This is a genomic window from Pseudomonas sp. FG98 (genome assembly GCF_057808595.1).
Genome location: NZ_JBMDIJ010000054.1, coordinates 24316 through 43975, shown reverse-complemented (window position 1 = coordinate 43975; position 19660 = coordinate 24316). Strand labels below are relative to the sequence as shown.

Sequence of the window (19660 nt, the reverse complement as noted above, 5' to 3'; positions counted from 1 at the left end):
CAGGCATAGGTACGTTGCAACAAATGTGGGAGCCGGCGTTGCCGGCGATGCGCCGTGTGGACGGCGCTCGATCTCAAGGGCACTACAGGATTCACGGCAAGCACACCCCAGCATCACCGCAAACCACCACGACCGTGTAAAGTCCAACCCCATCACCCGATCCATCCCGAGAGCCCCTGATGCCCCGCGCCACCGACAGCAACACCAGCCTCTCGCTCAGCGCCAGTGCCCTCAGCGACCTCTACCCCGAGGCCCTGAGCGGCACCGAACTGCTCAACGGCCTGGGCATGCAGATGTTGCGCGGGCACTCGGAAACCACCCTGACCCTGACCGACGCGGTGGCCAGCCATGTCACCGCCACCCTGCACAACGACGACAAGCAGCGCCCGCTCGACGGCCTGGTCGCCGAGATCCGCCAGATGCCCGCCGACGCCAGCGCCGACCGCTACCAGTTGCTGCTGCGCCCCTGGCTGTGGTGGCTGAACCTGGCCAGCAACAACCGGGTGTTCCAGAACCTGAGCACTTCGGACATCGCCACCAAGATCTTCGATGCCCATGGTTTCAGCGACTACAAGCTGTCGCTGACCGGCAGCTATACAGCGCGGGAATACTGCGTGCAGTACGGCGAAAGCGATTTCGCTTTCGTCTCGCGGTTGCTGGAGGAAGACGGCATCTTCTGGTTCTTCACCCACGAGGATGGCGTGCACACCCTGGTTCTGGCCGACAACAACGATGCCTTCCCCGCCCTGCCCAACGGTGCGGCGGTCAAGTACATCGGCCAGGAAATGGGCGTGCGCGAGCTGCATGGCATCCGCTCCGGACAATTGGTGCGCCAGGCGGTGGCCGGGGTCTACTCGGCCAGCGACTACACCTTCGCCACCCCCACCACCGAGCTGTACAGCCAGGCCGAGGCCAAGTCCGGGCCGCTGAACCTGTACGAGCATCCCGGCGGCTATATCGAGAAATCCCGCGGCGATGCACTGACCAAGCAGCGGGTCGACGGTCTGCGCAGCCAGGAACAACGCTTCATCGGCGAAAGCGACTGCCGCTGGCTGGTGCCCGGCCACTACTTCACCCTCAGCGGCCACGACGACGACGCACTGAACAGCGACTGGGTGGTGACCTCGGTGACCCACGACGTCGATCACCAGCACTACCGCAACCGCTTCGAGGCCATCCCCAAGGCCACCGCCTACCGTCCGCCGCGGGTCACCCCCAAGCCGCGCATGCACACCCAGACCGCCAAGGTGGTGGGCAAGTCCGGCGAGGAAATCTGGACCGACGAGTACGGCCGGATCAAGATCCAGTTCCCCTGGGACCGCGATGGCAAGAACGACGAAACCAGCTCCTGCTGGGTCCGCGTGGTCCTGCCCTGGACCGGCAAGGCCTTCGGCATGCAGTTCGTGCCGCGGGTCGGCCAGGAAGTGATCGTCACCTTCATCGACGGTGACCCGGATCGTCCACTGGTCAGCGGCTGTGTGTACAACGGCGACAACTCCCTGCCCTGGACCCTGCCCGACAACCAGACCCAATCGGGGATCAAGACCAACTCGTCGAAGGGCGGCGGCGGCTTCAACGCCCTGCGTTTCGAAGACAAGAAGGACGCCGAGGAAGTCTTCCTGCAGGCGCAGAAGGACTTCAACACCAACGTGCTCAACGACGCCACCGTCACCATCGGCCACGACGAAACCCAGACCGTGCAGAACGCCCGCACCCGCACGGTCAAGGACGGCGACGAGACGATCACCCTGGAAAAGGGCAAGCGCACGGTGGAGATCCAGACCGGCAGCGACAGCCTCGACGTCAAGGACACCCGCACCGTCACCGTCGGCGGCGACCAGACGCACAAGACCGGCGGCAACTTCACCGAGAAGATCACCGGTGACTATGCCCTGACCATCGACGGTGACCTGACCATCAAGGTCAGCGGCGCGATCACCCTGCAAAGCGGCGCCAGCTTCAGCATCAAGAGCGGCGCCGACCTGGCGGTGCAGGCCAGCACCTCGATCGCACAGAAGGCCGGCACCTCCTTCGCCAACCAGGCCGGTACCTCGCTGGAGAACAAGGCCGGCACCACCATGACCAACGACGCCGGGGTCAGCCTGACCAACAAGGGCGGCGCTGAACAGACCGTCGACGGTGGCGGCATGCTGACCATCAAGGGTGGCCTGGTGAAGATCAATTGAAAGGCAAGACCCAGGGTGACGCCTTCCAGCTCGAACGCGGCGACTCGCGGCTCAGCGGACGGCTGCTGGAAAGCGAGCTCAACGGCCCGCTGCGCATTGAGGAAAATGCCCGGCCCCAGGCCCACCTCAACTACGCCAGCGGCTTGTTGCAGGGGGTCAGCCAGACCTTCCATCCCAACGGCCGGGTCTCGGCGCAACTGCCGTTTCGCAATGACAAGCTCGAAGGTGTCGCCCACTTCTACGGCGAGGATGGTCAACTGCTGCGCTCGGCCGGCTACCGCCGCGGGCTGTTGCATGGCGAGGTGCTCAACTACTTCCCCGACGGTAGCCTGGCCGAGCGCGAGCTGTACAACAACGGCGTGCGCGAGGGCTTGCAACAGCGCTATCACCCCAACGGCAAGCTGGCGCAGAAGGCGCAATACCTCAATGGCCAGTTGCTCGATCCGGAGCAGCGCTATGCCGAGGATGGACGGCCGCTGGATGCAGCGGGCAAGCCGGTTTCACGCTTGAAGTGGTGGTGGAGCAACGGGGCGGAGGAATGAACCATCGTAGGCGCGCCCGATGGCCTCATCGCCGGCAACGCCGGCTCCCACAGGTCCAGTGGAGCCCACAATCCCTGTGGGAGCTGGCATTGCCAGCGATGAGGCCGGTACAGGCAAAGCTGTTGTCTGATCCAACCATCACGGAATCAACGTCTGCACCTGCCCCGCAAAGTTGATCTTGATCACCCCCGCCCAGTTGCACATCAGCGTGCAGTTGGCATCCAGTGCCGGCATGTTGCCCAGCAGCACGGTCGGCGCGCCGGGGATCCACGGCGAGGCGGTGGCCGGGATGCACGGCATCGGCGTCAGCACGCCGAGGGCCGCGGCGGTGGCGGCGGCGACCATCGGGTTGGCCATGCTCATGCACATGCCGAAGGTGGGGATATTGACCAGCGGGATATGGTCCATGATGTTCGCCGCCGGCACGCCACCGACCATGACCCGGTTGACCGGCAGGACGTTCAGAGCACAAGGCGCGGCGCCGAAGCTGCATTGCATCAGGGCGCCCGTGCAGACTTGAGGACAGGACATGTCTGGCTCCGCTGTTGAGTTGTGCCGACTCTAGCCTATCTGTAGGAAATTTCCTTCATCCACATAACCCTACAATTCAAATATTCTTTTTAGTTATTAATTTATCTTTATTAATAATTGGACTGAATATCCCCTCCCCTCTGAAACTCTCCTCACCCCGCCACTGTTCGCCGGTCAACTGTTCACCCAGCAACACCCGACCAACAGTTGCTCCTTGTGCCAACACCCCGGCCAACCAAATAACCAAAGCAACCCATTGATTCAAAAGGCATTTACAAACTGGAACGGCTCTTGCTCTGGTCCAGGCAACCCACTCCGCCAAGGAATCCGAATCATGAGCACCGCATTCAACATCGTCGCCGTTTCCGGTGGGGCCTGGCGCCCTTCGCGCACCCTGGTCCTGACCGAAGCCCTGATCAGCGCCCTCGGCCAGCACCTGGACTTCAACGTGCAGGTCATCGAGCTCGGCGATATCGCCCGCCCGGTCGGCGGCGCACTGTCGCGCAGCGAACTGCCCGACGACGTCGAGGCGCAACTGGCAGCCATCGAGCAGGCCGACCTGCTGATCGTCGCCGCGCCGGTCTATCGCGGCTCCTACCCGGGCCAGTTCAAGCACCTGTTCGACCTGATCGGCCAGGACGCGCTGATCGACACCCCGGTGCTGCTCGCTGCCACCGGCGGCAGCGAGCGCCACGCGCTGGTCATCGATCACCAGTTGCGCCCGCTGTTCAGCTTCTTCCAGGCCCTGACCCTGCCCATCGGCGTATACGCCTCCCAGGCCGATTTCAGCGACTATCAGATCACCAGCCCCGCCCTGCAGGCACGTATTGCCCTGGCTGCAGAGCGCGCCGCCGCTGTACTCGGTGGCGTGGTCGACAACGCCCTGCGCAAGATCGCCTGAGGCAGGACGCTGACCATGACCCTGCTTTCCCATACCACGCAAACCCCGCTGCAGATCGCCCGTGAGCTGGCTGCAGACTTCGCCGCCACCGCCGTCGAACGCGACGCCCGCGGCGGCACGCCGAAAGCCGAACGCGACGCCCTGCGCGCCAGCGGCCTGCTCGGCCTGGTGATTCCGACCCAGTACGGCGGCCTCGGCGCCAGTTGGAGCGAAACCCTGGAAGTGACCCGCGAGTTCGCCCGGGTCGACAGTTCCATAGCCCATGTCTTCGGTTTCCAGCACCTGATGCTGGCCACCGTGCGCCTGTTCTCCCGCCCCGAGCAATGGGAGCCGTGGTTCGAACAGACCGCGCGCAAACACTGGTTCTGGGGCAATGCACTCAACCCGCTGGACACCCGCACGGTAGTCAAGCGCTTCGATGGCTGGGTCGAGTTTTCCGGCAAGAAAAGCTTCTGCTCCGGCGCCAGCGACTCGGAAATGCTGATCGCCTCGGCAGTGGACGAAAGTGCCGGCGGCAAGCTGCTGATCGCCGCCGTACCCAGCGCCCGTAGCGGTATCAGCCTGCACGGCGACTGGAACAATATCGGCCAGCGCCAGACCGACAGCGGCAGCGCCACCTTCGAGCGGGTGCGCATCGAACAGGGCGAACTGCTGCTTGATCCCGGTCCGCTGAGCACGCCCTTCGCCTGCCTGCGCCCACTGATCGCCCAGCTGCATTTCGCCAACCTGTTCCTCGGCATCACCGAAGGCGCCTTCGAAGAAGCACGCCAGTACACCCTCAATGAAAGCCGTCCGTGGTTCCGCTCCAGCGCCCGGCACAGCGGCGAAGACCCGCATGTGCTGCGTCATTACGGCGAGTTCTGGGTCGGCCTGGAAAGCGTGCGCCTGCTGATCGAGAACGCCGCCGAGCGCCTCGACCGTGCCTGGGCCAAGGGCACCGCCCTCGGTGCCGAGGAGCGTGCCCAACTGGCCCTGGCCATCGGCACCGCCAAGGTCGCCGCGACCCGCCATGGCCTGGACATCTGCAACCGCCTGTTCGAAGTCACCGGCGCCCGCGCCACCCATGCCTCGCTGCGCTTCGACCGGCACTGGCGCAACCTGCGCACCCAGACCCTGCACGACCCGGTCGACTACCGCGTCCACGAGCTCGGCGAATGGGCGCTGAACGGTACGCGCCCGACCCCGACCTTCTACTCATAAGGCCTGCCCATGCAACTGCTCACCCTGCCCCCGTCGCCGACCCTGGCCACCTCGATCCGCGCCACCGCCCAGGTCTTCGAAGATCCGCGCTCGCAGGCGCTGCTGGCGCACCTGCAACAGGTCGCGCCGAGCGAAGCCAGCGTGCTGATCATCGGCGCCACCGGGACCGGCAAGGAGCTGGTGGCACGGCATATCCATAACCTCAGCGGCCGTCGCAACGGGCCGTTCGTGGCGGTCAACTGCGGGGCGTTTTCCGAGTCGCTGGTCGAGGCCGAGCTATTCGGTCACGAAAAAGGTGCCTTCACCGGCGCCCTGACGGCCAAGGCTGGCTGGTTCGAAGAGGCCGACGGCGGCACCCTGTTCCTCGACGAGATCGGCGACCTGCCGATGCCGATCCAGGTCAAGCTGTTGCGGGTGTTGCAGGAGCGCGAGGTGGTGCGCCTGGGCTCGCGCAAGAGCATTCCGATCAATGTGCGAGTACTGGCCGCCACCAACGTCCAGCTGGAAAAGGCCATCAACGCCGGGCATTTCCGCGAGGACCTGTACTACCGCCTGAACGTGGTCAGCCTGCAACTGCACCCGCTGCGGGAGCGACCGGGGGACATCCTGCCCCTGGCCCGCCACTTCATCGCCGAATACAGCCGGCGCCTGGGTTACGCCGAGGTCAGCCTCAGCGAGGAAGCCCGCCAGCGCCTGGCCGGCTACGACTGGCCGGGGAATATTCGCGAGCTGGAAAACGTCATCCACCACACCCTGCTGCTGTGCCGCGACCAGGTGATCCGCGCCGAAGACCTGCACCTGTCAAACCTGCGCATCGAGCGCGAGCAGGATGCCCGGCCGCGCCCGGAAAGCGCCGACGAACTGCTGCAACGGGCCCTGCTGCAACTGTTCGAGGAACAGGGCGAAGGCCTGCATGAAAAGGTCGAGGACGCCCTGCTGCGCGCCGCCTACCACTTCTGCCACTACAACCAGGTACACACCGCGCAGCTGCTCGGGCTGTCGCGCAACATCACCCGTACCCACCTGATCCGCATCGGCGAACTGGTGGTCAACAAGCGCCGTCCCGCCCCCGGCGGCTTCGACGGCCGGGTGATCAACCTGTCGATCTGAATTCCTAGAAAAACCCTTGCCACGCGTGCCTACCAATCAATGATGGCCACAAGGACATTGCAATGAGTCTCGATATTTTCTGGTTCCTGCCGACCTCCGGCGACACCCGCTACCTCGGCCACTCCGCCAGCGGCCGCCCGGCGACCAACGCCTATATGCGCCAGATCGCCGTGGCCGCCGACCAGCTCGGCTACGACGGCCTGCTGATCCCCACCGGCGCCAGTTGCCTGGATCCCTGGGTCACCGCCGCCAGCCTGGTGCCGGTCACCCAGCGCATCAAACTGCTGGTGGCGCTGCGCACCTCCCTCGGCAACCCCACCGCCTCGGCGCGCCAGGCCGCCACTCTGGACCAGGCCAGCAACGGTCGCCTGCTGCTCAACGTGGTGCCCGGCGGCGACGCCACCGAGCTGGCTGCCGATGGCGTGTTCCTCAAGCATGACGAGCGCTACGAAGCTTCGGACGAGTTCCTGACCATCTGGCGCCGCCTGTTGCAGGGCGAAAATGTCGACTTCGACGGCAAGCACCTCCAGGTCGAAGGCGCGCAGAACTTCTTCCCGCCGGTACAGCAGCCCTACCCGCCGCTGTACTTCGGCGGCTCCTCACCGGCAGCCCATGAACTGGCGGCCAAGCATGTCGACGCCTACCTGACCTGGGGCGAACCACCGGCCGCGGTGGCCGAGAAGATCGCCGACGTGCGCGCCCGCGCCGCCAAACACGGTCGCACCGTGCGTTTCGGTGTGCGCCTGCATGTCATCGTGCGGGAAACCAACGAGGCCGCCTGGGCTGCCGCCGACGAGCTGATCAGCCACCTCGACGACGACACCATCTCTGCTGCCCAGGCCAACTACGCGAAGATGGACTCCGAAGGCCAGCGGCGCATGGCCGCGCTGCATGGCGGTGACCGCAACAAGCTGGAAGTGGCGCCGAACCTGTGGGCCGGTGTCGGCCTGGTGCGTGGCGGGGCCGGCACGGCGCTGGTGGGCGACCCCGAAACCGTTGCCGCACGCCTGCTGGAATACGCCGAGCTGGGCGTCGACAGCTTCGTCCTCTCCGGCTACCCGCACCTGGAAGAAGCCTATCGCTTTGCAGAACTGGTCTTCCCGCTGCTGCCGGGCAAGGGCAAAGTCACCGTGGACGGTGCCTTCACCGGCGGTGCCTTCGATATCCGCGCCGGCAAGGACAAGGAGCAGGCGGCATGAGGATCATCGACCTGCGCTGCCGCCCCGCGTACCTGCACCCGTTCTTCGGCGGCGTGCCGGGTTCACCCGAGCACGACACCGCCCGCTGGCTCAACCGCCGTGTCGGCACCCGTGGCGCCGACAACCACTTCGAACGCTCGCTGACCCAGGAAGGTTTCCTCGGCGAGGTCCGCGAGGCCGGCCTGTACAAGGCCGCGGTCATCGGCCGCCACACCCCGGCGCAGCACCTGCCCAACGACCTGATCCACAGCGTGATCCATGGCCATGATGAGTTGATCGGCATCGGCTCCGTCGAGCCGGTACTGCAAGGTATTGAAGGCGCCATCGCCGAGATCGACCGGGCCATCGACCAGCTCGGCCTGCTCGGCATCGACCTGGAGCCGGGCTTCGCCGAACCGGCACGGCAGCCGGACGATCAGCTGTACTGGCCGATCTACGAGCACCTGCAAAAACGCGGCATCCCGCTGTTCGTCATGAGCGGCCCGACCACCCCGGACCCGGCCTACAACGACCCGGGGCGGCTGGCGGCGGTGGCCCGGGCCTTTCCCGAGCTGAAGATCGTCGCCAGCCATGGCTACTGGCCAAATGTGCAGCAGGCCATCGGCGTCGCCTTCCGTTACGAAAACATCCACCTGCTGCCGGACATGTATCTGTTCCAGGCCGGCAGCGAGGGGTATGTGCAGGCGGCCAACGGGTTCCTTGGGGATCAGTTGCTGTTCGGCTCGTCGTACACCTTCCGGCCGATCGCGCAGAGCATCGAGGATGCGCAGAAGCTGGGGCTGAAGGATGAGGTGGTGGAGAAGTTCTTTTATCGGAATGCGTTGAGGGTCTTGAGTCTGGGGTGATCAGCTGCTGCACAGATATTTGAAAGGCAGACAAGACAGCACGGATCCTGTGTACGGATTTAACTCACAGGATCCGCGCAGCACTTGAGTGAAATGGAAAATGGCTCGCGAAAGCCCCCTGCCCTTATTGAGTTGACTCGGATTTGACAGGCCGATCATATATGCAGTCTGGAGCATTGGGACCAACATAAATCAGCCCAGCATAAACCTCACCGGCCACCCCCCAATTTATAGATCCACTCGCCAGGTACAGATCATAGATGTTGCTTTCTCCCAATAATGCTCCCGTGCGGTTGTCGTAGAGGCGGTAGAAACCTGGGTACTTCCACATCGGCCATTTTTCAGGGGCTACGTCCTCGTTGGGGTCAGCACGCGGGTGAAAGATATTGGGTAAAACCCAGAAGGGCTTGAGGCTCACCAAGCGATAGCAAGCATTCGGGCTTGTGACTTCATCCCACTGACTGGCTAAACCTTTTTCCCACCACTGAGAACCGCTCCAAAGGGCCAGGAAAATTGCAAAGACAACGCCAACAGGCTTTGCAATGCCTATCAAGCTACAGCTCCCAGTTCAATAAGCTGATTGGATTCAACCCATAAAACATCGGAGTAAATCAAGAAATCACCCCCCATGCCAACTTTGTCGCGATAGTTTCTGAAATCTCCATTAGTGACTGCGGCAAAGGGGACTTTACCGATTTCAAAGATCGATTCAACACCGGCTTTGGCAGCTTCAGTCAGTTCAGTCCGTCTTAAAATTTCGTTTTCAGTCCAAACCCCAAGAAACTGCACTCCATTGAAGTCATAGTGATCTCGAATGTAAAAACCCAATTTTTCGACTTGAAAATACCCATTTACCCGCCCCTCGCCTGGCGAGTTCTGTACAAACGCTGTTCCTGATACGCAGACCTTCACCATCGCGTATCCAAGAGCGCCATACATATCATCCAGCGGATCAGAAAGGCTGCCCAAGGCGGCAACGTTAATCTGAGCGGTGATATCAAGTTGTCTAGCCGAAGCGCCAACGTCGCCGAGCCGAATTGACTCTCTCTGGTTCCACCCTGCATCCGTTAGCAGATCCCTAAGTCGATTGATCGCATTGGGGGTTTGAATCCTTGATGCGGCGAGGGAAACAGCCTCCCGGCACCGCTGAAACCCCATCGCCCAGCTCATTTTCACCGTACCTTCATCGCAGTGGACTCGCGCCAGGCTCATCGGATCAGGCCTGGTTTTTTCCTCCTTCCACGCTTCCGGCATTTGCCACGCCGGGCTGTCAAACCAACGCTGCATCAAGGCGGCAGCGGTGTGCCACCCCATCCTGCGCATTGCCACTGGCACTTTTGACAGAGGCAGGGCCTGGATGACGATCTGCTTGGGTGGATGGTTTCTGCCCGGCAGGGTATCCAGAGTGGCCCCCTCCAGGAGAAACAAAGCGTCAGGGCTCAAGGCTGTGGCTTGCTGGAAATCTTTTAAAGACATGAAAACTGCTCCAGATCTGGCGACGGGCCGGTGCTGGCGGTCTGCACATGGATAGCAAGGGTGCTGTAGGCCTCGTCATTATTTGGTGCCATCCAATCGACCCGGATCATGGAAGCAATATGCAGGGAAATAAGTAGGGCAAATCCTCAGAGCTAAGCGGAAACGTCTGATTGTTTTGATTTCAGCCGAAGTCTGCTGCCCTCTCCTACAGGACCTGCGTCAGACGGACCTCCTCCACTCGATCAGCCAACCCCCGAACCCGCTCCAGATCCCCGCCCGTGACCGCCACCCGCAACCGCCCCAGCGCCCGGCCCTGAATCCGCTCCACCCCGCCTTGCAACAGGCGCAACCCCGGCAACGCCTCGGTCAGCGCCGCCAGATCCGGCTCCAGCCCATGTTCGCCGGTGTAATGCAGGTCCAGCACCTGCTCCCCCGCTACCTCGATGTCTTCATGATGCTGTGACGGCGCCAGCAGGATCCGGCTGACCTCGTGGCGTGGATCGCCGAACACCTGCCACACCTCACCCTGCTCCACCACCCGCCCGCGCTCGAGCACGGCGACGCGGTGGCAGAGGTCGCGGATAACCTCCATTTCATGGGTGATCAGCACGATGGTCAGGCCCAGTCGGCGATTGATATCGCGCAGCAATTGCAGGATGGCCTGAGTGCTTTCCGGATCGAGGGCCGAGGTGGCTTCGTCGCACAGCAGGATCTGCGGTTCGAGCACCAGCGCGCGGGCGATGCCGACCCGCTGCTTCTGGCCACCGGAGAGTTGTGCCGGGTAGGCGTCACGGCGCTCGCCGAGGCCGACCAGTTGCAGCAGCTCCTCGACCTTGCGCGCCCGCTCCGTCGCCGGCACGCCGGCCATCTGTAACGGCAGTTCGATGTTCTCGGCGACGGTGCGGGTGGAGAGCAGGTTGAAGTGCTGGAAGATCATCGCCACCTGGCGGCGTAGCGGACGCAACTGGGCGGCGTCGAGCCGGGCGATGTCCTGGCCGTTGATCAGCACCTGGCCGGCGCTGGGGCTTTCCAGTCGGTTGATCAGGCGCAACAGCGAGGACTTGCCGGCGCCGCTGCGGCCGATGATGCCGAAGATCTCGCCGCGATGGATGGTCAGGTCGATGTCCTCCAGGGCGGTGAGGCTGCCGTAGCGTTTGCCGATGCCCTGGAGGTGCAGGTGGGTGGTGAGGGTTTCTTGAGGGAAGCTGGTCATGGGTAGGGTCCAGGATGTGTGCTGTTGCTGAGGGCCTCATCGCCGGCAACGCCACTGAAGAGACGGGATCAGAAACCCGGAGCAATCTGCCCCTTGTACCGGGTCAGGATGAACTGCCGCACTTCCGGAGCATTCAACGCCTTGGCCAGCTTCTGGATACCCGGGTCCTGGATGTTGTCCGGCCGCGCAACCAGGTATTCGACATACAGGTCCTTGCCCTTCTCGACGATCAACGCGCTGTTGGTGTCGATCCCGGCTTCCAGGGCGTAGTTGGCGAAGACGAAGGCCAGGTCCACCTGGTTCACCGCCCGCGCCAGCAAGGCGCCTTCCAGTTCACGGATCTTCAGTTTCTTCGGGTTCTCGGCGATGTCGCGCTGGGTCGCCAGGGTGTTGCTCGGGTCCTTGAGCTTGATCAGCCCGGCCTCATGCAGCAGCACCAGGGCGCGACCGGTGTTCACCGGGTCGTTGGGAATGGCAACGCTGGCCCCATCAGGCAGGTCCTTCAGATCCTTGATCTTGGTCGAGTAGGCACCGAAAGGCTCGATGTGCACACCGACCACCGGCACAAGGTCGGTGTGCCGGGTCTTGTTGAAGTCGTCGAGGAACGGCCGGTACTGGTAGTAGTTGGCGTCGAGGTTCTTTTCCGCCAGTTGCAGGTTGGGCTGGATGAAGTCGGTGAAGACCTTGATATCCAGGTCGACGCCCTCCTTGGCCAGCACCGGTTTGACGAATTCGAGGATCTCCGCGTGAGGCACCGGCGTGGCGCCGACGGTGAGTTTTTCGTTGGCGTGGGCAGAGAAGCTGATGATGGCGGCGGCAAGCACCGCCAGGGATTGCTTGAACATGGTCTGACTCCCAGTTTTTCAAAGGGCGGCCGTCGTAGGGCGAACGTGGGGCCAGGTAGGTAAAAGGTGTTTCAACGGCGGGTGAAGTGCCGTACCAGGCGGTCGCCGCTCATTTGCAGGGCCTGCACCAGCAGGATCAGCAAGAGCACGGTGACCACCATCACATCGGTCTGGAAACGCTGGTAGCCGAAGCGGATCGCCAGGTCGCCAAGGCCACCGCCGCCGATCACCCCGGCCATGGCGGTGTAGTCGACCAGGACGATGGCGGTCACCGTGACCGCCGCGATCAGCCCGGTGCGGGATTCCGGCAACAGGGTGTAGCGGATGATCTGCCAGGTGCTGCCGCCCATGGCCTGGCTGGCCTCCACCAGGCCGCGGTCGACTTCGCGCAGGGCGGTTTCCACCAACCGGGCGAAGAATGGCGTGCAGCCCACCACCAGCGGCGGAATGGTGCCGCGCACCCCCAGCGAGGTGCCGGTGAGCAAGGTGGTGACCGGGATCAGCACGATCAGCAGGATGATGAACGGCAGCGAGCGCAGGACGTTGACCACCAACGACATCACCCGGTACAGCCCCGGGCTGGCCAGCAACTGGCGCTGGCCTGTGAGGTACAGCAGCACCCCGAGGGGCAGCCCGAGCAGCACGGTGAAACCCAGGGCGGCGGCGAGCATGCTCAGGGTCTCCAGGCTGGCCTGGCCGACCTCCGCCCAATTCAGGTTGACCAGCCACTCGTTCATTGCCCGCGCTCCCGGCGCAAGGCCGCCACCGGGTGTGGTGCGCGCAGGCGGTCGCCGTGGCCGAACAGCTTGTGACGCAGGGTGCCTTCGGCGTATTCACGCTTGAACAGCCCGCGCGCCTGCAACTCCGGCACCAGCAGGTCAACCACCGCGACGAAGGTTTCCGGGGCGACCACGCTGGCCAGGTTGAAACCATCGACACCGGTTTCCTCGACCCACTCCTGCAACTGGTCGGCGACCGTCTTCGCCGAGCCGACCAGCACCGGGCCGTCGCCACCGATGGCGCAGTAGTCGGCGATCTCGGCGGTGGTCCAGGTGCGGTTCGGGTCGGCGCGGGTGAAGGCTTCCACCGCCGACTGGATGGCGTCGCTGGGCACTTCCTTGAGCACCTGCTCAGGGGCGTACTGCGCGAAGTCGATGCCGGTCCAACCGGACATCAGGGTCAGCGCGCCGCTGGCGCTGGCGTACTCGCGGTACTCGCGCAACCGCGCCAGCGCCGCCTCATTGGTCTCGGCGACGATCACCGTCAGCTGTTCGAGGATGACGATATCTTCAGGCGCGCGTCCGGCCGCCACGGCAGCGGCGCGGAAATCCGCCACCTGCTTCTTCAACACCGCCTTGCTCGGCGCGGCGACGAACACGCATTCGGCATTGGCTGCGGCAAACGCCCGGCCGCGACTGGAGGCGCCGGCCTGGTAGAGCACCGGTGTGCGCTGCGGCGACGGCTCGCTGAGGTGGAAGCCGGGGACCTTGAAGTACTCGCCCTCATGCCCGATGCCATGCACTTTCGCCGGATCGGCATAGACCCCGCTGGCGCGATCGGCCTGCACCGCGCCCTCCTCCCAGCTGGTTTCCCAGAGCTTGTAGCAGACCTGCAGGTATTCCTCGGCCAGGGCATAGCGCTGGTCGTGGGACAGCTGCTCGCGCTGGCCGAGGTTGCGCGCACCGCTGCTCAGGTAGGAGGTGACGATATTCCAGCCGGCGCGGCCCTTGGTCAGGTGATCGAGGGTGGACATGCGCCGGGCAAAGGGAAACGGATGCTCGAAGGACACCGAGGCGGTCACGCCAAAGCCCAGGTGCTCGGTGGCCGCAGCCATGGCCGGGACCAGTTGCAGCGGGTCGTTGACCGGCACCTGGGCGGCGTTTTCCAGCGCGGCGTCGGCGCTGCCGCCATAGACGTCGTAGACCCCGAGCACATCGGCGATGAACAGGCCGTCGATGCGCCCGCGCTCCAGGGTTTTCGCCAGTTCCACCCAATAGTGGATATCGGTGTAGCGCCGCGACTGGTCGCGGGGATGACGCCAGAGGCCGGGCGACAGGTGCCCGACGGTGTTCATGGCGAAGGCGTTGAGACGGATCTGCTTGCTCATGGCCGGCCCCTAGTTCCAGTCGTGCCGCGCCGGCTTGATGCCGTTCAGCGCCCAGTTGCCGACCAGATGGTATTTCCAGCGCACCGGATCATGCAGGGTGTGCACCCGGGCGTTGCGCCAGTGGCGGTCGAAGTTGTGCCGGGCCAGGGAGGATCGGGTACCGCCCAGTTCGAACAGGCGATTGCTGGCTTCGATGGCAGCTTCGGTGGTCAGCACCTTGGCCTTGGCCACGGCGACCGAGGCGGCGGCGACGTTGTCCTCGTCCGGCGCCGGCTTGGCCGCGTCGAGCACCCAGCCGGCGCGTTCCAGCAGGGCTTCGGCGGCTTCCTGACGGATGTCCAGGGAGCCGACCTGGATGATGGTCAACGGGTCGTCACCGGCTTTGTCGACCTTGGCATCGACCCACGGGCGGGCGTGCTCGCGGACGAAGGCGATGGTATCGGCCAGCGCCGCGCGGCCGATACCGGCGTCGATGGCGGCGGTGGTCAGTTGCGCGAATGGGCCGGCCAGGGTCGGTACTTCATAGGAGCGATAGCTGGGGAACAGGTTGAACGCCGGGACCCGCAGGCCATCGGCGATCACCGTGCCGCTGGAGGTGGTGCGCTGGCCGATGCTGTCCCAGTCGTCAACCACCACCAGGCCCGGGGTACCGCGCTCGACGAAGGCCAGTTGCGCGCGGTCGTGCTCGTCGAGGGCCAGCACGCCGATCCAGTGGGCATACAGCGAGCCGGTGCAGTAGCCCTTGCGTCCGTCGATGCGGTAGCCGTCGCCTTCGCTGACCAGGCGGGTCTGGATGTCCTGCACGGTCTTGCCGCCGGTTTCCGACAGGGCATTGGCGAAGCGATGGCCCTTGAGTACCAGGTCGAAGAAGAAGCGCTTCTGTTCCTCGCTGCCTTGCAGGCGGATGTCTTCCAGCAGGCAGTAATGGTTCTGCGGGATCTGGCCGAGGGATGGATCGGCGGCGGAGACGATGGCGATCGCCTTGGCCAGGGTGGCGAAGGAAACTTCAGCGCCGCCGTAGGCCTTGGGTACGGTGATGCCCCACAGGCCGCTGTTGGAAAAGGCATCGACCACATCGGCCGGCACCCGGCGCTGGCGGTCACGCTCGGCGGCGCCTTCGGCGAGCAGTGCGGCGATATGGTGGGCGACGGCGATGGCTTCGGCGTCGTCGCGGATCAGGTGGGCGTCTGGTTGGCGGATGTCGTAGTGGGCGGAAATGGCAGGTGTGGACATGGGCAGTGTGAATCCTGGAAGGCGATGACCCATGGGCTATCGCATTTCCCATGCCAAGCTTTAAAATCCTTTTATTTCAATGATTTACCGATTTAACAAACATTTTTACGGGTTTTGGAAACAGCAAAATTTTGGGGTGATGTTGCTGCATGAACAGTTGGATAACGACTGTTCTTGATGGCCTCATCGCTGGCAACGCCAGCTCCCACAGGGTCCAGGCCAGCCACAGAATTTGTGTGTAACGCGAACCTTGTGGGAGCTGGCGTTGCCAGCGATAAGGCCATCAGCAACAAAATTTATCTGGAACCTTGCTCGATGCTGAAGTGAAAGGTGTTCTTCACTCCCGGCACCTCGACCGCCCGGCCATCGACCATCTTCGGCTGGTAACGGAAACTGCGCGCCGCCTGCAACGACGGCTGGGCAAACCACGGGTGGCAGCCGTCCAGCACCTGCGGATCCCGCACCCGGCCCTGGGTATCCACGGTGTAGCTGACCGTGCAATCGCCCTGCACGCCCTTGTCCAGCGCACGCTGCGGATAGTCCGGGGCCTTCTTGGCGATCGGCAGGTATTGCTGGCTCGCCGCCGCTGCACGCGCGCGTTCCTCCGCCGCCCGGCGCTCTGCGGCCAGACGCTGCTGGGCTTCCCGTGCCTCGGTCGCTTCGCGTGCCTGCTGCTCTTGCCGGGCTTGCTCCAGGCGCTGCTGTTCCTGACGCTGCCGCGTCTCCTCACGCTGGCGCTTCTGCTCCGCCACCCGTTCCTGTTTCTCGCGCTTGAACGCCAGCTCCGCCTCGGTCGGCACCACAGGCGCTGGTGCCTTGACCGGCTCAGGCGGACGTGGCGATTCGATCACGGCCGGCACTGGTTCGACCGGCACCACCGGCTCGACCACAGGCTCCACCACCGGCGCCGGCACACTGACCAGTTGCGTGGTGATCACCGACACCACCGGCGCCGGCAGGGTTGGCGTGTAGTCATGCCCGAGCAAGGCCACCGCCAGCGCCACATGCAGGGCCACGGCGACCCCGGCGGCACCGGCGTGACCGCGCCATTTCGCCAGGTCGAAAGGCGGCGCCGAAACCGCCAACGGCAGGCTCATCGCATTCATCTCAAGGCTCCTCGGTGATCAGGCCGAGGTTGCTCACCCCGCCGCGCTGCAGTTCGGCGATCCCCGCCACCACCCGGCCGTAGTCGGCGCCCTGGTCGGCGCGCACATAGACCTGGGTGTCGCCGCGCTCGGCAATGATCCGCCCGACCTTGTCGCGCATCTCTTCCAGGCTCACGGCGCTGTCGCTTTGACCGTCCAGCTTGAGGTCCGGGCCGACGTTCCAATAGAAGCCGCCATCCACCTTGACCGACAGGGTCAGCACCTGGCGTTCACTGTCGGCCGGCATGGCCTGGGCCGCGACCTTGGGCAGTTCCAGCTTGACGCCCTGCACCAGCATCGGCGCGGTGACCATGAAGATCACCAGCAGCACCAGCATCACGTCGATATAGGGCACCACATTCATTTCCGCCTTCACGGCGTGCTTGCGCTGGGGTTTGAGCAACATCGAAAGACTCCTTTCAAGCCACTGCGGCGATGGTCGCGGTGCAGTGCAGACGCTTGTGCAGGCGCGCCTGCAATTCGTTGGCGAAGGCGTAGTAGCGGGCGCTGAGCAGTTGCCCGCGGGCACTGAAGCGGTTGTAGGCCATGACCGCCGGGATCGCCGCGAACAAGCCGATGGCGGTGGCGATCAATGCTTCGGCAATGCCCGGCGCCACGGTATTGAGGGTGGCCTGCTGGACCTGGGACAGACCGAGGAAGGCATTCATGATCCCCCACACGGTGCCGAACAGGCCGATATAGGGGCTGACCGAACCGACGGTGGCGAGGAAGGCCAGGCCCTTGTCGAGGCGCTCGTCCTGTTCGGCGAGGGACACGTAAAGGCTGCGCTCCACACCTTCGAGCACGCTGGCGCTGTCGATCTGCGGCTGCCGTTGCAACTGGGCGAAGGCCTGGTAGCCATCGACGAACAGGCGTTGCAGCGGTGTTTCCTCGCCGCCGTCGGCGCTGCGCGCCTGGCTTTCCCGGTACAGCAGGGCCAGGTCACCGCTGGCGCGGAAGCGCTGGAGGAAACCCGCCGAGGCCTTTTCGCTGCGGCCCAGGCTCCAGCCGCGCTGGACGATCAGGTACCAGCTGAGCAGCGAGGCCAGTACCAGGCAGGCCATCACCGCCTGCACCACCAGGCTGGCGTCGCTGACCAGGCCCCAGATGCTCATGTGTTCGCTTGCGTGCATGTTCTTGCTCCTTGGCCCCGCGCCAGGCGGGGCGTCGTTTGATTGGATGACAGCGGCATTGCCGGGTGATGACAGCGGCTCAATCGAGTTGCAGTGCCTCGACCACCTGGCTCCAGGCAATCGCCTTGAAGTTCTGCCGACCCTCGGGCATGCGCTTGCGGCCGTCCTGCACTACCAGCAGGCCCTGGCTCCAGGGGCCGCCGAGGTTGGCCGAGGTAACCTCCAGGCCGTCGGTCTGCGACGCGCCGTCGATGCCGAGTTCGGCATTCAGGCCGATGGCGAAGGCGCCGCGCAGGCGATACGGCGGCACCGCCTCGACCACCACATAGCGGTCGTTGCCCTGGCTGGAGATCACCAGGTAGTCGCGCTTCTGGCCCTGGTAGAAAGCCAGGCCTTCGATATCGGCCTTGAGCGGGCCGCCCACGGCAATCACCTTCTCCAGCGTGACCGGAGCCTCGGCGCGGGCATCCAGGGCCCAGACCGCCTTGTCTTCCTCGCCGATGAACAGGCGCTGGCCGCGGTCGTCGGCGACGCAGCCTTCCGGCTGGGTGGCGGTGGCGAAGCGGCGGACCAGCTCGCCGCGGACCTCGCCCTTGCCGCCGTCGAGGCGGTATTGCAGGAAGCTGCCGTCCTTGTCGTTGGCAATGGCATGGATCGCCCCGCCAGCGTCCTTGAACAGACACAGGCCGTAGATTTCCTTGAGCGGCGTGGCCACTTCGGCCAGTGCGCTGACCTCGCCGGACTGCGGCTCGATGGCCAGCAGATGCAGGCTGTTGTGGTCGCGGTTGCTGGCCACCGCCAGGTCCACCGTGCGCTCGCCCAGCTTGAAGCCGTGACGGACATCGACGTTGTTGACCCGGCCGATGCGCAGGTCCTGCAGTTGCTTGCCGGCCAGGTCGTAGACCAGCAACCCGCCCTTCTTGTCGGTGCCGAGAATGCGGCTGTTGCCCGGTTCGGCAGCGTTGACCCAGATCGCCGGGTCGTCGGCGGCGTCGCCGAAGCCCGGTACCGGCTCGGTCTGCACCTGGGCAGGCAATACCGGAACCGGCGCAGCGGCACTGACCGCAGGCAGCGGCCAGTCGAGCCGGGCGCGGCGCTGGCCCTGGTCATCGACGATCAGCAGGTCCAGCCCCTTGGCATCGCGGCGCACGCTGAGGCGCTCGGGTTCGTCGAAGCCGGCCAGTGGCAGGCTGGCCTCGGCGCTCCAGCGCGGGCCGTTCTGGCGGTACAGGTGCAGGCTGGCACTGGCCGGGTCGAGGGCCAGCAGGCCGCCCGGCACCACGGCGATATCGGCGGCACGCCTGGCGAGGGTGCCGAACGGCGCACGCAGGTCCACCGGACGCCGTTGCAGCGGCGCCTCGGCTGCGGCGCCGTAGCGCCAGAAGCCGACGTTCTCTTCGTTGACGTACAGGCTGTCGCTGGCATCGTCGGCCTGGCAGTACTCGCTCAACGGCGGCAGGCTCAAGCTGCGGACCCGTTGCGCTTCAGCCAGGGGCTTGCCGTCGCTCGCCACCAGCCACTGCTCGCCGACGCCCTCGGCGCCCATCAGGAAAACGAAGCTGTTGCGCGCGCTGTCGCGGTACAGGCACAGGCCCTCGACCGGGAAATCACGCTTGGGCAGATACAGCGGCGTGCTCCAGCCTGTGTCCTTGTGCAATTGCACCAGCAGCGCTTGCTGGCGCTTGCTGTCCAGGCTGGCGACCAGCAAGGCATCCTGCTCGCGGCGCAGGTCCAGGCCCTTGTAGCGGCCGTCGAGCTGGCTGAGCACGCGGCCATCGGCGCTCAGCAGTTGCAGGCCCTGCTTGCCGGCGGTGATCCGCTCGGCGCCGGGCCAGAAGCCGGTGGCGTCGAGCAGCCGGGCATTCTCGACGCTGCCAGGCAGGCGCTCGCCGAGGGTCAACTGCGGCGCGGCCGCCACGGCCTGGGATACCGCCAGGGCCAGCAGCAGGCCGCCGGCGAAGGTGAAAGGTCTTGCATTGAACATGGTCGATTCT

The 19660-nt window shown here is 64.8% G+C and carries 19 protein-coding genes; 7 read left to right on the top strand and 12 right to left on the bottom strand.

The genetic code is table 11. The features are described from left to right. Nucleotides 1–179: 179 nt before the first annotated feature. Nucleotides 180–2186, top strand: coding sequence for a type VI secretion system tip protein TssI/VgrG (tssI, locus tag ACODSK_RS23805; protein ID WP_489019543.1), 2007 nt, complete (start codon nt 180–182; stop codon nt 2184–2186). Next, on the top strand, nt 2183–2728 hold the full coding sequence (locus tag ACODSK_RS23800; RefSeq protein WP_489019542.1) for a toxin-antitoxin system YwqK family antitoxin: 546 nt from the start codon (nt 2183–2185) through the stop codon (nt 2726–2728). Before tssI ends, ACODSK_RS23800 begins: the two co-directional genes overlap by 4 nt. 138 nt (nt 2729–2866) lie before the next feature. Here the strand turns inward: ACODSK_RS23800 and ACODSK_RS23795 are convergent, their stop codons facing one another. Next, nucleotides 2867–3259, bottom strand: coding sequence for a DUF4280 domain-containing protein (locus ACODSK_RS23795; RefSeq protein ID WP_489019541.1), 393 nt, complete (start codon nt 3257–3259; stop codon nt 2867–2869). Nucleotides 3260–3593: 334 nt separating this feature from the next. Here ACODSK_RS23795 and msuE point away from each other — a divergent pair, with 334 nt between their 5' ends. The 5 genes from msuE (at nt 3594) to ACODSK_RS23770 (ending at nt 8514) form a co-directional block, all read left to right on the top strand. After that, entirely contained in the window at nt 3594–4160 is a 567-nt protein-coding gene (gene msuE, locus ACODSK_RS23790) for an FMN reductase (protein WP_489019540.1), read from the top strand. Nucleotides 4161–4175: 15 nt separating this feature from the next. Next, on the top strand, nt 4176–5360 hold the full coding sequence (locus ACODSK_RS23785; RefSeq protein WP_489019539.1) for an acyl-CoA dehydrogenase family protein: 1185 nt from the start codon (nt 4176–4178) through the stop codon (nt 5358–5360). Nucleotides 5361–5369: 9 nt separating this feature from the next. After that, on the top strand, nt 5370–6470 hold the full coding sequence (locus ACODSK_RS23780) for a sigma-54 interaction domain-containing protein (protein WP_489019538.1): 1101 nt from the start codon (nt 5370–5372) through the stop codon (nt 6468–6470). A 62-nt stretch (nt 6471–6532) separates the two neighbouring features. Further along, nucleotides 6533–7669 (top strand): FMNH2-dependent alkanesulfonate monooxygenase, encoded by a 1137-nt coding sequence (ssuD, locus tag ACODSK_RS23775; RefSeq protein WP_489019537.1) that lies wholly within the window; start codon nt 6533–6535, stop codon nt 7667–7669. Then, nucleotides 7666–8514 carry an amidohydrolase family protein gene (locus ACODSK_RS23770; RefSeq protein ID WP_489019536.1) on the top strand — a complete coding sequence of 283 codons (849 nt, stop codon included), beginning with the start codon at nt 7666–7668 and terminating at the stop codon, nt 8512–8514. Before ssuD ends, ACODSK_RS23770 begins: the two co-directional genes overlap by 4 nt. Nucleotides 8515–8638: 124 nt before the next feature. Here the strand turns inward: ACODSK_RS23770 and ACODSK_RS23765 are convergent, their stop codons facing one another. From ACODSK_RS23765 to ACODSK_RS23715, 11 genes are all read right to left on the bottom strand, one after another. Then, on the bottom strand, nt 8639–9067 hold the full coding sequence (locus ACODSK_RS23765) for a hypothetical protein (RefSeq protein WP_489019535.1): 429 nt from the start codon (nt 9065–9067) through the stop codon (nt 8639–8641). After that, complete coding sequence (locus tag ACODSK_RS23760) at nt 9064–9990, bottom strand: DUF6402 family protein (protein WP_489019534.1); 927 nt, start codon at nt 9988–9990, stop codon at nt 9064–9066. The genes ACODSK_RS23765 and ACODSK_RS23760 overlap by 4 nt, the downstream gene beginning before the upstream one ends. Nucleotides 9991–10195: 205 nt before the next feature. Next, a complete protein-coding gene (locus ACODSK_RS23755; RefSeq protein WP_489019533.1) occupies nt 10196–11203 on the bottom strand; it encodes a methionine ABC transporter ATP-binding protein in 1008 nt (335 codons plus the stop codon). A 68-nt stretch (nt 11204–11271) separates the two neighbouring features. Next, complete coding sequence (locus tag ACODSK_RS23750; protein ID WP_489019532.1) at nt 11272–12048, bottom strand: MetQ/NlpA family ABC transporter substrate-binding protein; 777 nt, start codon at nt 12046–12048, stop codon at nt 11272–11274. Between the two features lie 71 nt (nt 12049–12119). Further along, nucleotides 12120–12785, bottom strand: a complete 666-nt coding sequence (locus ACODSK_RS23745) for a methionine ABC transporter permease (RefSeq protein ID WP_489019531.1) — start codon at nt 12783–12785, stop codon at nt 12120–12122. Further along, the gene (locus ACODSK_RS23740) at nt 12782–14155 is read right to left on the bottom strand and encodes an LLM class flavin-dependent oxidoreductase (RefSeq protein WP_489019530.1); all 1374 of its coding nucleotides are present in this window, start codon (nt 14153–14155) and stop codon (nt 12782–12784) included. Before ACODSK_RS23740 ends, ACODSK_RS23745 begins: the two co-directional genes overlap by 4 nt. A gap of 9 nt (nt 14156–14164) precedes the next feature. Beyond that, the gene (locus ACODSK_RS23735; protein WP_489019529.1) at nt 14165–15388 is read right to left on the bottom strand and encodes an SfnB family sulfur acquisition oxidoreductase; all 1224 of its coding nucleotides are present in this window, start codon (nt 15386–15388) and stop codon (nt 14165–14167) included. Nucleotides 15389–15684: 296 nt separating this feature from the next. Next, the gene (locus tag ACODSK_RS23730) at nt 15685–16494 is read right to left on the bottom strand and encodes an energy transducer TonB (RefSeq protein WP_489019528.1); all 810 of its coding nucleotides are present in this window, start codon (nt 16492–16494) and stop codon (nt 15685–15687) included. Between the two features lies 1 nt (nt 16495). Continuing rightward, complete coding sequence (locus tag ACODSK_RS23725; protein WP_489019527.1) at nt 16496–16939, bottom strand: ExbD/TolR family protein; 444 nt, start codon at nt 16937–16939, stop codon at nt 16496–16498. 13 nt (nt 16940–16952) lie between these two features. Next, nucleotides 16953–17666 (bottom strand): protein TolQ, encoded by a 714-nt coding sequence (gene tolQ / locus ACODSK_RS23720; protein WP_489019526.1) that lies wholly within the window; start codon nt 17664–17666, stop codon nt 16953–16955. A gap of 79 nt (nt 17667–17745) precedes the next feature. Continuing rightward, nucleotides 17746–19650, bottom strand: coding sequence for a phytase (locus tag ACODSK_RS23715; RefSeq protein WP_489019525.1), 1905 nt, complete (start codon nt 19648–19650; stop codon nt 17746–17748). Between the last annotated feature and the right edge of the window lie 10 nt (nt 19651–19660).